The 13,260-nt window shown below is 67.3% G+C and carries 5 protein-coding genes and 2 rRNA genes; 2 read left to right on the top strand and 5 right to left on the bottom strand.

The annotated features are described in order from the left end of the window. Positions 1-238: 238 nt before the first annotated feature. Positions 239-4,210, top strand: coding sequence for a VOC family protein (locus tag Aiant_RS27635; protein ID WP_212846528.1), 3,972 nt, complete (start codon positions 239-241; stop codon positions 4,208-4,210). A 55-nt stretch (positions 4,211-4,265) separates the two neighbouring features. Here the strand turns inward: Aiant_RS27635 and Aiant_RS27630 are convergent, their stop codons facing one another. Genes Aiant_RS27630 through Aiant_RS27620 form a run of 3 tightly spaced genes read right to left on the bottom strand, consistent with a single transcriptional unit; the run spans position 4,266 to position 8,676 of the window. Beyond that, the gene (locus tag Aiant_RS27630) at positions 4,266-4,640 is read right to left on the bottom strand and encodes a DUF4233 domain-containing protein (RefSeq protein WP_229831400.1); all 375 of its coding nucleotides are present in this window, start codon (positions 4,638-4,640) and stop codon (positions 4,266-4,268) included. A gap of 26 nt (positions 4,641-4,666) precedes the next feature. Further along, positions 4,667-5,992 carry a bifunctional folylpolyglutamate synthase/dihydrofolate synthase gene (locus tag Aiant_RS27625; protein WP_189336237.1) on the bottom strand — a complete coding sequence of 442 codons (1,326 nt, stop codon included), beginning with the start codon at positions 5,990-5,992 and terminating at the stop codon, positions 4,667-4,669. A gap of 44 nt (positions 5,993-6,036) precedes the next feature. Beyond that, positions 6,037-8,676, bottom strand: coding sequence for a valine--tRNA ligase (locus Aiant_RS27620; RefSeq protein WP_189336238.1), 2,640 nt, complete (start codon positions 8,674-8,676; stop codon positions 6,037-6,039). 74 nt (positions 8,677-8,750) lie between these two features. Between Aiant_RS27620 and Aiant_RS27615 the strand changes: the two genes are divergently transcribed. Next, a complete protein-coding gene (locus Aiant_RS27615; RefSeq protein WP_189336239.1) occupies positions 8,751-9,509 on the top strand; it encodes a hypothetical protein in 759 nt (252 codons plus the stop codon). Positions 9,510-9,640: 131 nt separating this feature from the next. Here Aiant_RS27615 and rrf read toward each other — a convergent pair. Together rrf and Aiant_RS27605 are read right to left on the bottom strand one after the other, a co-directional pair. After that, positions 9,641-9,757: ribosomal RNA gene (gene rrf / locus Aiant_RS27610) — 5S ribosomal RNA — on the bottom strand. A 100-nt stretch (positions 9,758-9,857) separates the two neighbouring features. Next, positions 9,858-12,934: ribosomal RNA gene (locus Aiant_RS27605) — 23S ribosomal RNA — on the bottom strand. Positions 12,935-13,260: the final 326 nt, after the last annotated feature.

The raw sequence follows: 13,260 nt of genomic DNA, 5'->3' as shown, positions 1-13,260 counted from the left end.
GGAAGACGACAGGCCGAAACGCCTGAGGTTCAGCCTATCGGTACCTCCGACACGGCGAGCGACGATGTCGGTACTACCGCACTTTCGCTCAGTGACCGGCGGGTCATAACCTGACGGGAACAACGGGAGGTCCACAGTGGCGAACCAGACCGGCCGACCCATCGCACCGGCACGCAAGTTGATGGCGGTGGTCATGGGCACGATCGCGGTCTTTATGATCGTTTACGGACTCGGGCTCTTGAGCTGGTCCGTGGCGATCCTCGGCTTCGTCCTGCTGGCGATAGCCATCGCGCTCGCGATGCTGAGCAATGTACGCCGTAGTGGCCGGGCCACCGTGGCCGGCACCGCCGAGATCGTCGACATCACCCCGCCACCGCTCGCCGGCGCCTACGGCCGCGCCGAGATCAAGGCCATCGTGGTCGCGCCCGGCCTGGGCACGTTCGACAAGGTGATCCGCGACGGCCGGGTGCCGGTCGCCAAGTGGCCGGCGATCAACTCGACCGTGCCGATCACCGTCGACGTCGACGACACCCGCCGCGTCCGGATCAACTGGAAGGAGGCGGCAGACGTCGGCCCGGCCGGCGACCCGCCCCCGCCGGCACAACCCGACCTGGGCGAGGACCCGGAGGAGGAAACGGACGACGACGTCCTGGGCGCCGTCGCCCCCAGCCCGTGGGAGGGCCGCGAGGAGTCCGGCTTCACCTCGCCCGACGACGCCGAGCCGGCCACGACCTTCCCGGACGACCGGGTGACCACTCCGGTCGTGGTCCGGGACACCCCGCACGGCAAGGTGGTCGAGGGCCAACTGGTCACCACCGACGACCAGGCCACCCCCCTCCCCCGCCGAGCCGCCGCCGGCCCGACCACCGCTCCACCCGGGGCCCCCTCAGCCACCGGCTCACCCGCGACCGCCCCAGCCACCGGCTCACCCGCTGGCCCTCCCGATGCCACCTCAGCCACCGGCTCACCCGCTGGCCCGGCCGACGCCACCTCAGCCACCGGCTCACCCTCGGGCCCTCCCCACGCCACCTCAGCCACCGGTTCCGCTGCCGACCCCACCGCCGGGTCCTTCGCCGCCGACTCGTCCGCAGGCAGCCGCACCTCTACCGACTCTTCCTCAGCCACCACCAGCGCCCGGCCGGCCGCAGGCACGTCCGCCGGTCAGGCCACAGCCGCAACCGGCGGCACCACCGTGGGCACCGCCACTGACCGCCCCGGTTCGGGCGCTTCCTCCGAGGCCTGGCCCTCCGCCAGCTACCCGCCACCTCCGGGCCCGTCCTCGGCCAACTACCCGTCCGGCGGATCAGACTCCTTCGACTTCCCGCCACCCCCAGCGCCCTCCGCCGCCACCTACGCGGCCTCGTCCGACTTCCCCCCACCGCCTCCCCCGTCGACGAGCAGCTACGCCGCCGGCTTCGACTACCCGCCACCCCCAGCCCCGGCCTCCTACGCCGCCGCCACCCCCAGCGGCGCGGACTACCCACCACCCCCCACCTCACCGGCCCACACCCAGTCCGCCACCCCCAGCGGCTACCTACGGTCCGAACCCCCCGCCGCCTACTCCCGCTCCGAAGCTCCCGCCGACTCCGCCCGAACCGAAGCCCCCGCCGGTTACTCACGGACAGAACCTTCCGCCGACTACTCGTCATCCGAGGCTCCCACCGGCTACTCACGGTCCGAGACACCCGCCGGCTCCTCCCGGACCGGGGCTCCCGCCAGTTACTCACGGTCCGAAGCTTCCGCCGACTATTCGTCGTCCGAGGCTCCCACCGGCTACTCACGGTCCGACGCGTCCGCCGGCTACTCGCGGTCCGACGCTCCCGCCAGTTACTCACGGTCCGAGGCGCCCACCGACTACTCCCGGTCCGACGCCCCTTCGGCCTATTCGGGGCCCGACACCGCTGAAACGTCCCGCTACGAGGCGGCCTCGGGCGCTGCCGCCGGTGCGGCGGCCTTCGCCGCCGCCGGCGCGGCCGCCTCTGCCTCCCGCACCAGCACCACACGCCCGCCCGGCTCCCGCCCGAGCCCCAAGCGACGCACCACCGCAACAGCCGCAACCGCAACGGCCGAGCCGGAAACCATCACGCCCCTCGCCGGATCCACGGCGACGGAGACCCCGGCCGGATCCACGGCGACAGAGGCCCCCGCCGGTTACCGCCAACCGCAGCCCTCCGCCACGGAAGCCCCGGCGAGCGCCGGCAACCCGCAGCCACCGGCCACGGAGGCCCCGGCAAACTACGGCCGCCCGCCCACCCAGCGAGTCCCGCTCGACGACCAGGACATCGACCCGCTGATCGACATCCCCCTCGACGACCCGGCCGAGCCCACCCCACCGAAGTCCACTGCATCGAAGTCCACCGCGGCCGCCGCTGCCGCCGGGGCTGCGGTGGCAGGCGCCGCCGCTGTGGCGGCGACGAAGGGCCGGACCGCCCCGGACGAGCCGGCCACCTCCACCCCGGAGCCCACCGCCGCGACCACCGAGCCGGAAACCCACGCCCCCACACCGGCGTCGACCCATTCCGGCCGCACCCGCTTCGTCACCCAGCCCGGCGAACCAGCCGAATCCACGCCCCCGGCCCAGGCCGACAAGTCCACACCCACGGACCCTGCCGACAAGCCCGCGCCCACGGCCCAGGCCGACGAATCCACACCCACCGACCCTGCCGGCAAGCCCGCGCCGACGGCACAGCCCGACGAGGACGACGACGCCGACCACCCGACGATCGAGTTCCCCACCAGCGCGTACCCCTCAGCCGACACCGACCACCCAGATCCCGCACCGAACGCGCCCACCTCCGCGACCGGCGCCCCGGACATGTCGGCCTCCGCCGCACCCGGCCGGGACGTAGCCGCCTCGGCTGTTCCCCGGGCGGACCTGTCCGACTCCGGCACCGGCTCCGCCACCGGCACCTCGAACCTGCCCAGCTCCGCCACCGGCACCTCGGACCTGTCCGACTCCGCCACCAGCGCCCCGGACGTGTCGGCAGCGTCAGCCGCCGCCGGCCCCAGCCCGGCGGGCGCAACCCGGCCCGAGCCAACCCCGGCCGCCTACCGGTCCGAGCCGCACCCGGAGCCCACCACGTCGTCGGCCTCCGCCGCCCCGACCCCGCTGGCACCCCCGCCGACAGCTCCGGCGCCGGACCGGCCGTTCCCCACCGCGCCGCCACCGGCCACCCCGCGCCCGTCCGGCCCTACCCTCCCCCCGGACGACATCGACATCCCCCTCGACGACAACCCGGACACCCCTCCGGAGCTCACCCCGGCCGCCGCTACCGCGGTAGCCACCGGCGTCGTCGCGCCCCCTGCCGACGACCCGACCGCCGAGAAGCCGGCGCCCACCAGGCCCACCGACAGCGAGCCTCCGACCGGCGAATCGGCACCGAGCGGTCCGGCGACCGACGATCCCGCAGGCACCGAACCGGCAGGAAGCGGTCCGGTGACCGGCGATTCCGCGGGCAATGAACCGGCCGCGAGCCGACCGGTAGCTGCCGATCCCGCGGACAACGAACCGGCCGCGAGCGGACCGATAGCTGCCTATCCCGCAGGCAACGAACCGGCCGCGACCGGACCGATAGCTGCCTATCCCGCAGGCAACGAACCGGCCACGAGCGGACCGGTGGCCGGCGGACCCGCCACCGACGAATCCGTGGCCGAGAAATCGCCGACCGCCGAGACCCCGGTGATCGATGACGCTCCCACGGTCCCCCTGGCCCCCGCCAAACCCACCGGGAGCCCATGGGGCGACTTCTCCGGCCGTTCCGAGCCCGACGAGCACGCCGCCGAGGTGATCACCGCCTATCCGAGCGCCCGCCCCGGCCCGGCCGGCGCCATCCACGGGGTCGGCATCACCATCCTGGTCACCGAACTGGCCCGCTCGATCGTCTTCTACCGGGACACCCTCGGCTTCTTCGAGATCGACGCTGGCGAGGGCTCCTCCGTGCTGGCCTCCGGCGACACCCGGGTGGTGCTCCGAGCCGTACCCAACCTGTCCTCCGAAGCGGGCCGCCAGATCTACCTCAACCTGGAGGTCGGCGACATCGAGGCGGTGCACGACGAGTTGAAGGCCAAGGGCGTCAAGTTCGTCCACTCCCCGCGCCCGGTCAACCGCGGCGACAAGCTGGAACTCTGGTCCGCCACCTTCCGCGACCCGGACAACCACAACATCGCCATCACCCAGTGGCGAGCCATCCGCCCCAACCCCGAGTCCTGAACGAAGAAAGGGGAGCCACCTCGGTGGCTCCCCTTTCTCGTTGGTCTCGACCGGCTCAGCCGAGGATCGACCGCCGGACATACGTTGCATAGGCCCAGGCCAGCCCGAACATCACCCCGAGCGCGGTGATCGACCAGTGCACCACCAGCCCGCCGGCGAGCAGCGCCACTTGCAGCGCCGTCCCGGTACCCCAACCCCACGGCCGCCGCATGCACCCGGCGAGCAGCGCCGCCACCACCGCCAGACCGATCACCAGCCCGATCTGCCAGCCCCTCAGGTCACCGCCGAGGATCCGGATCGGCTGGATCGCCAGGAGCAGCACGATCGCCTCGAGAGCCAGCGTGCCCGCGCCCAAACCGCGTACGGCAGCTTCGGGATTCTTCAGACCGGAACGCCGCGGCGCGGCGCCTGCCTGGCCCTCAGCGGGCATCGCGTCCTCCTCAGGTCCCGGCGCGGTCATCGCTTGAGCAGTTTCCGCGCGTCCGCGACGGTCACCACCGAGCCGGTGATCAGCACACCGACCCCGCTGAGCTCGCCGGACGCGTCCTCCTCGGCGAGCACCACGGCCTCCTCGATGGCGTCCGGCATGGTTTCCGCGACCGTCACCCGGTCCTCACCGAACACGTTGGCCGCGAGCTGCGCGAGCTCGGCCACCGGCATCGAGCGCGGCGAGCTGTTCTGCGTCACGACGATCCGGGCGACGACCGGCTCGAGCAGGTCGAGCAGCCCGGTCACGTCCTTGTCGCCGAGCACCGCGAGCACCGCGACCAGGTGCCGGAAGCTGAACTCCTCCTCCAGCGCGGTCACCGTGGCGGCCATCCCGTGCGGGTTGTGCGCCCCGTCCAGCAGGATCGCCGGCGCGCTGCGCACCCGCTCCAGCCGGCCCGGCGAGTCGACCTGGGCGAAACCCTCGCGGATCAGGTCGATGTCGATCTGCTTGTTCGGCCCCGCACCCAGGAACGCCTCGACCGCGGCCAGCGCGAGCGCGGCGTTCTGCGCCTGGTGCGCGCCGAACAGCGGCAGGAAGATCTCCTCGTAGACGCCGCCCAGGCCCTGCAGGACGAGCACCTGCCCGCCGACGGCCTGCGTCCGCTGGACCACTCCGAACTCGCTGCCCTCCCGGGCCAGGGTGGCGCCCATCTCGGCGCAGCGCTCCAGGATCGGCCGCATGGCCTCCTCGTCCTGGAGCGCGGTGATCACGGTGGCGCCCTTGTGGATGATCCCGGCCTTGGCCCAGGCGATGTCCTCGATGGTGTCGCCGAGCCACTCGGTGTGGTCGAGCCCGATCGGGGTCAGCACACAGACGCCCGCCTCGATGACGTTGGTGGCGTCCTCCTCGCCGCCCAGCCCCACCTCGACGACCGCGATGTCCACCGGCGCGTCCGCGAACGCCGCGTACGCCATGGCCGTGGTCATGTCGAAGTAGGTCAGCGGCTCGGTGTTGCGCGCGTCGATCAGCTCGGCCAGCGGCGCGATCTCCCGGTACGTCCCGACCAGCCGCTCCTCGGAGACCGGCTCGCCGTCCAGGCTGATCCGCTCCCGGACGGTCTCCAGGTGCGGGCTGGTGTATCGCCCGGTGTGCAGCCCGCACGCCCGTAGCAGCGAGTCGATCATGCGAGCCGTACTGGTCTTGCCGTTGGTGCCGGTCAGGTGGATGGCCGGGTACGCCCGCTGCGGGCTGCCCAGCACGTCCATCAGGTCCCGGATCTTCTGCATGTCGAAAACCATGCGGGTGAAGCCGCGCTCGTTGAGCGCGGCCTCGACCTCGGTGTACTCGCTCATGTCCAGCTTCCTTCAGGCGGGACCACGTGGATCCCGCAAGCGAGTCATGCCGCCGGCAACGCCTCGAGCGCGGCGGCGATCCGGACCAGGTCGGCCTCGGCGGCCGCGAGCCGGTCCTTGATCTTGGCGACCACGGCCTCCGGCGCCTTGCCGACGAACGCCTCGTTACCCAGCTTGCCCCGGCACTGCGCGGCCTCCTTCTCGGCGGCCGCCCGGTCCTTCTCCAGCCGGGCACGCTCGGCGGCGACGTCGATCGCCCCGCGGGTGTCCAGGTCGACGGTGATCCCACCGGTGACCGCCAGGGTGGCGGTCGCGGTGAAGTCGGCCGCCGGGGCGTCGAGCCGGACCAGCGACCGGATCAGCGCCTCGTGCGTGTCGATCCCGACGTTGCCCAGCCCGGTCAGCGCGGCCGAGACCCGCTGGCTGGGCTTGAGGCCCTGGTCGGACCGGAACCGGCGGACCTCGGTGACCACCTTCTGCAGGGCGGCCAGCTCCTCCTCGGCGGCGTCGTCGACCAGCGCGTGGTCGACGGCCGGCCAGGCCGAAGTCATCACGGTCTCGCCGCCGGTGAGCGCGATCCACAGCTCCTCGGTGACGAACGGGATGACCGGGTGCAGCAGCCGCAGCAGCTGGTCGAGCACGTGCCCGAGCACCCGCCGGCTGCGCGCCGCCTCGGCGGTGTCCTGCGCCAGCACCGGCTTGCTCAGCTCGACGTACCAGTCGCAGACGTCGTCCCAGGCGAAGTGATACAGCGTGTCGCAGACCTTCGCGTACTCGTACGAGTCGAACTGCTCGTTGACCTCGGCGATGGTGTGCTGCAGGCGGGACAGGATCCACTTGTCGATCGTGCTCAGCTCGCTCGCGGCGGGCAGGTCACCCGTCACCGTCGCGCCATTCATCAGCGCGAAGCGCGTGGCATTCCACAGCTTGTTGCAGAAGTTGCGGGAGCCCTGGCACCACTCCTCGCTGGTGGCCACGTCGGAGCCCGGGTTGGCCCCGCGCATCAGGGTGAACCGGGTGGCGTCGGCACCGTACTTGTCGATCCACTCCAGCGGGTCCACCACGTTGCCGAACGACTTCGACATCTTCTTGCCGAACTGGTCCCGGACGATGCCGTGCAGGTTGACCACGTTGAACGGCTGCACGCCGTCCATCGCGTAGAGCCCGAACATCATCATCCGGGCGACCCAGAAGAACAGGATGTCGTAGCCGGTGACCAGCACGCTGGTCGGATAGAACTTCTCCAGCTCGGGCGTGCGCTCCGGCCAGCCCAGCGTGGAGAACGGCCACAGTCCCGACGAGAACCAGGTGTCCAGCACGTCGGTGTCCTGCGTCCAGCCGTCACCGGTAGGCGGCTGCTCGTCCGGCCCGACGCAGACGACCTCGCCGTCCGGCCCGTACCAGACCGGGATCCGGTGGCCCCACCACAGCTGGCGGGAGATGCACCAGTCGTGCATGTTGTCGACCCAGGCGAAGTACCGCTTCGACAGCTCCTCCGGCTCGATCGTGACCCGGCCGTCCCGGACCGCGTCGCCGGCCGCTTTCGCCAGCGGCGTGGTGTTGACGAACCACTGCAGCGACAGCCGCGGCTCGACCGTGGTCTTGCACCGCGAGCAGTGCCCGACCGAGTGCTCGTACGGCCGCTTCTCGGCGACGATCCGCCCCTGCTCGCGCAGCGCGGCGACCACGGCCGGCCGGGCCTCGTAACGGTCCAGCCCCTGGAACGGGCCGGGCACGGTGATCACCGCGCGCTCGTCCATCACGGTCAGGCTCGGCAGGTTGTGCCGCTGGCCGATCTCGAAGTCGTTCGGGTCGTGCGCCGGGGTCACCTTGACCGCACCGGTGCCGAACGCCGGGTCGACGTGCTCGTCCGCCACGATCGGGATCCGGCGGCCGGTCAGCGGCAGCTCCACCTCGGTGCCGACCAGGTGCTTGTACCGCTCGTCGTCGGGGTGCACGGCCACCGCGGTGTCGCCGAGCATCGTCTCGGCCCGGGTGGTGGCGACGACGATCGCGTTCTCCCCCTCGCCGTAGCGGATCGAGACCAGCTCACCCTCGTCGTTGGTGTGCTCCACCTCGATGTCGCTGAGCGCGGTGAGACAGCGCGGGCACCAGTTGATGATCCGGTTGGCCCGGTAGATCAGCTCGTCCTCGTACAGCCGCTTGAAGATCGTCTGGACGGCGCGGGAGAGCCCCTCGTCCATGGTGAAGCGCTCCCGGGACCAGTCGACGGAGTCACCCAGCCGCCGCATCTGCCCGAGGATCGCGCCGCCGGACTCGGCCTTCCACTCCCAGACCTTCGCCACGAACTTCTCCCGGCCCAGGTCGTGCCGGGAGAGCTGCTGCTCGGCGAGCTTGCGCTCGACCACGTTCTGCGTGGCGATGCCGGCGTGGTCCATGCCGGGCAGCCACAGCACCTCGTAGCCCTGCATGCGCTTGAGCCGCACCAGGGTGTCCTGGATCGTGTGGTCGAGGGCGTGGCCGACGTGCAGCGAACCGGTCACGTTCGGCGGCGGGATGACGATGGAGAACGGCGGCTTGTCACTCTTCGGATCCGCGGTGAAGTAGCCCTGCGATACCCACCGCTCGTACCGCGACTGCTCTACGTCGCCCGGCTGGTACTGAGCGGAGAGGCCACCGGTGGGCCGGCTGTCGGGAGTGCGGGTATCGGTTGCATCGGTCACCCGGCAAGTCTACGGATTCCCCAGCGCGACCCGGTATTCGCACTGCCACCTGTGGATAACGGTAGGCTCGCGGGATGTCGGACCGCGGCCAGCCAACGCCCCCTCCCGCCGCTCCCACCCCCGATCCCGATCCCAGCACCGCCGGTTCTCCCAGCGCCTCCGCTGCGGAGCCGGCCCCGGTCGCGCCGATCGAGATCCAGGAAGCGCCGTTCAGTCTTCTGGGCGACGACGCACCCGAGGAGTCGACGGATTCCGAGGCCGCCCCGCCCGGTTCCCGCCGCAAGCGGACCCGCACCATCGTCCTCGCCTCGCTGCTCGCCGTCGGCCTGGCCGGCGTCGGCGCGCTGGGCGCGTTCTACTGGCAGATCAGCAGCCAGCGCGACACCACGCTGAACCTGCCCGCGCAGATCGGCGAGCTGACCCTCGACACCGGTGCGAACGCTCAGGAAACCGCGGACTACCTGCAAACCGCCCTGTCCGCCGAGGTCGACCTGGACAAGACGGTCGGCGCCGTCTACACCGCCACCGCTGGGAAGAACGTCCTGTTCTTCGGCGGCACCACCCTGTTCTGGTCCCCGGACAAGGATCTGGACACCTCGTTCGACCTGATCTCCGACGAACAGGGCGCCGTTACCGGCCTCCACGAAGTCGACGCCGGCGCCCTGGGCGGCACCATGAAATGCGGAACCACCAAAACCGAGAACGGCGACCTCTCCGTCTGCGGCTGGGCCGACCACGGAAGCCTGGCCCTGGCCATGTTCCCCGACCGCCCCGAATCCGAAGCCGCCCCCTTGATGCGCCAAATGCGAGAAGCAATCCAAACCCGCAATTAACGTACGCCCACAGCACCCACCCAAACGCAAAACGCCCCGCCACCGATCACGGTGGTGGGGCGTTCTTCCTTTTCCGGGCATAAAAAGGAACGCCCACCCCGTCTCCGGGGTGGGCGTTCCATTCACGTTGAGTCCGGCGGCGTCCTACTCTCCCACACCCTCCCGAGTGCAGTACCATCGGCGCTGGAGGGCTTAGCTACCGGGTTCGGAATGTAACCGGGCGTTTCCCCTCCGCTATGACCACCGAAACAGCCATCAGCAGAACCAACCAGCAACCCGAACCACATGGTCGGGGTGGTTGTTCGTTTGCTGTGAATCACACAGTGGACGCTAAGCATAAAATTTAGGGTGGTTAAGCCCTCGGCCTATTAGTACCGGTCAACTCAACACGTTACCGTGCTTACATCTCCGGCCTATCAACCCAATAGTCTCTTGGGGGCCTTACCCACTCAAAGGTGGTGGGATACCTCATCTCGAAGCGAGCTTCCCGCTTAGATGCTTTCAGCGGTTATCCCTTCCGAACGTAGCCAACCAGCCGTGCCCTTGGCAGAACAACTGGCACACCAGAGGTTCGTCCGTCCCGGTCCTCTCGTACTAGGGACAGCCCTTCTCAAGTATCCAACGCGCACGGCGGATAGGGACCGAACTGTCTCACGACGTTCTAAACCCAGCTCGCGTACCGCTTTAATGGGCGAACAGCCCAACCCTTGGGACCTGCTACAGCCCCAGGATGCGACGAGCCGACATCGAGGTGCCAAACCATCCCGTCGATATGGACTCTTGGGGAAGATCAGCCTGTTATCCCCGGGGTACCTTTTATCCGTTGAGCGACACCGCTTCCACACGCAAGTGCCGGATCACTAGTCCCGACTTTCGTCCCTGCTCGACCCGTCAGTCTCACAGTCAAGCTCCCTTGTGCACTTACACTCAACACCTGATTGCCAACCAGGCTGAGGGAACCTTTGGGCGCCTCCGTTACCCTTTAGGAGGCAACCGCCCCAGTTAAACTACCCACCAGACACTGTCCCTCGACCCGATCAGGGCCGCAAGTTAGATACCCAAACCCAACAGAGTGGTATTTCAACAACGACTCCACCCGAACTGGCGTCCGAGCTTCACAGTCTCCCACCTATCCTACACAATCGAATTCAGATACCAATGTCAAGCTATAGTAAAGGTCCCGGGGTCTTTCCGTCCTGCCGCGCGTAACGAGCATCTTTACTCGTACTGCAATTTCGCCGGGCCTGTGGTTGAGACAGTGGGGAAGTCGTTACGCCATTCGTGCAGGTCGGAACTTACCCGACAAGGAATTTCGCTACCTTAGGATGGTTATAGTTACCACCGCCGTTTACTGGCGCTTAAGTTCTCCGCTTCGCCCCGAAGAGCTAACAGGTCCCCTTAACGTTCCAGCACCGGGCAGGCGTCAGTCCATATACATCGTCTTACGACTTGGCATGGACCTGTGTTTTTAGTAAACAGTCGCTTCCCCCTGCTCTCTGCGGCCATACCACGCTCCACCCGCAAAGGGGCTTCACGCGTCCGGCCCCCCTTCTCCCTAAGTTACGGGGGCAATTTGCCGAGTTCCTTAACCACAGTTCACCCGTCGCCTCGGTATTCTCTACCTGACCACCTGTGTCGGTTTAGGGTACGGGCCGCTCGAAACATCGCTAGAGGCTTTTCTCGGCAGCATAGGATCAATGACTTCACCAGAACGGCTCGGCATCACGTCTCAACCTATATGTGTCACGGATTTGCCTATGACACGGCCTACACGCTTACCCCGGCACAACCACCGGCCGGGATCATCTACCTTCCTGCGTCACCCCATCACTAAACTACTACCCGTGAAGGTCCTGGCCGCCGCCGGCTCAGACCGAAGTCCTCACCAGTTTTGGGCAGTTAGTACCACGAGGTTCGTCTTGGGCGTTTCTTTGCGGGTACGGGAATATCAACCCGTTATCCATCGACTACGCCTCTCGGCCTCGCCTTAGGCCCCGACTCACCCAGGGCGGATTAGCCTGGCCCTGGAACCCTTGGTCATCCGGCGGAAGGGGTTCTCACCCTTCATTCGCTACTCATGCCTGCATTCTCACTCGTACAGCGTCCACGACTGGATCACTCCGCCGCTTCACCCGCTGCACGACGCTCCCCTACCCATCCACACACAAAGTGTGAATGCCACAGCTTCGGCGGTGTGCTTGAGCCCCGCTACATTGTCGGCGCGGAACCACTTGACCAGTGAGCTATTACGCACTCTTTAAAGGGTGGCTGCTTCTAAGCCAACCTCCTGGTTGTCCATGCGATCCCACATCCTTTTCCACTTAGCACACGCTTAGGGGCCTTAGCTGGCGATCTGGGCTGTTTCCCTCTCGACTACGAAGCTTATCCCCCGCAGTCTCACTGCCGCGCTCTCACTTACCGGCATTCGGAGTTTGGCTGATTTCAGTAAGCTTGTGGGCCCCCTAGACCATCCAGTGCTCTACCTCCGGCAAGAAACACACGACGCTGCACCTAAATGCATTTCGGGGAGAACCAGCTATCACGGAGTTTGATTGGCCTTTCACCCCTAACCACAGGTCATCCCCCAACTTTTCAACGTTGGTGGGTTCGGTCCTCCACGCAGTCTTACCCACGCTTCAACCTGCCCATGGCTAGATCACCCCGCTTCGGGTCTAGAACATGCGACTAAAACGCCCTATTCAGACTCGCTTTCGCTACGGCTACCCCACACGGGTTAACCTCGCCACATGCCACTAACTCGCAGGCTCATTCTTCAAAAGGCACGCCGTCACCCCTAAAGGCTCCGACGGATTGTAGGCGAACGGTTTCAGGTACTATTTCACTCCCCTCCCGGGGTACTTTTCACCATTCCCTCACGGTACTAGTCCGCTATCGGTCACCAGGAAGTATTCAGCCTTACCAGGTGGTCCTGGCAAATTCACAGCAGATTCTAGGAGTCCGCTGCTACTCGGGAACACTGCAAGAAGGTCACACGCTTTCGTCTACCGGGCTCTCACCGTCTACGGCTGGCTTTCCCACACCATTCGACTAACGAGTGACTTTGTAACTTCTTGAGGCAATGTCAGTAACCTCCAGCAGGTCCCACGACCCCGGATATGCAACGCCTGACAGCTATCACACATACCCGGTTTAGGCTAGATCCGCTTTCGCTCGCCACTACTCACGGAATCACGGTTGTTTTCTCTTCCTACGGGTACTGAGATGTTTCACTTCCCCGCGTTCCCCTCACACACCCTATGAATTCAGGTGCGGATGACACGACATGACTCGTGCCAGGTTTCCCCATTCGGACACCCTGGGATCACAGCTAGGTTGACAGCTCCCCCAGGCCTATCGCGGCCTCCCACGTCCTTCATCGGCTCCTGGTGCCAAGGCATCCACCGTTCGCCCTTGACAACTTAACCACAGAAAACAAGATGCTCGCGTCCACTGTGCAATTCTCAACCAACGACCAACCCACAACCCGATCAGCCCAACACCAGCCCGGCAACCGCCGACGGTATGAAGGGCCAGGCCGTGCCTGGCATTGAAAAACAACCACCCCGCCTCGCGGAGCTCGCCGGCCTCAGCCAGCATGGTTGTTCTTTCAGATACCCAACAGGGTGCTTATCGCCAAATTCCAGCCGCACTTCAAGATTTTCCCTGCCCAAAGGGCTGTACTCGTCTATGAAGCCGTTGCCGGCTCTGACTGGCCAGTGTCTCCGCCTATGAGCACCCCGGTTCGACGTTT

The organism is Actinoplanes ianthinogenes (assembly GCF_018324205.1).
Lineage (GTDB): Bacteria > Actinomycetota > Actinomycetes > Mycobacteriales > Micromonosporaceae > Actinoplanes > Actinoplanes ianthinogenes.
The sequence above is the reverse complement of the archived record's forward strand: the minus strand, read 5'-3'. Positions and strand labels throughout refer to the sequence as shown.

Coding starts and splice junctions, on each gene's coding strand:
- Aiant_RS27630 (WP_229831400.1), bottom strand. CDS start 4,640: ATGCCCGCTGAGGGCCAGGCAGGCGCCGCGCCGCGGCGTTCCGGTCTG.
- Aiant_RS27625 (WP_189336237.1), bottom strand. CDS start 5,992: ATGAGCGAGTACACCGAGGTCGAGGCCGCGCTCAACGAGCGCGGCTTC.
- Aiant_RS27615 (WP_189336239.1), top strand. CDS start 8,751: ATGTCGGACCGCGGCCAGCCAACGCCCCCTCCCGCCGCTCCCACCCCC.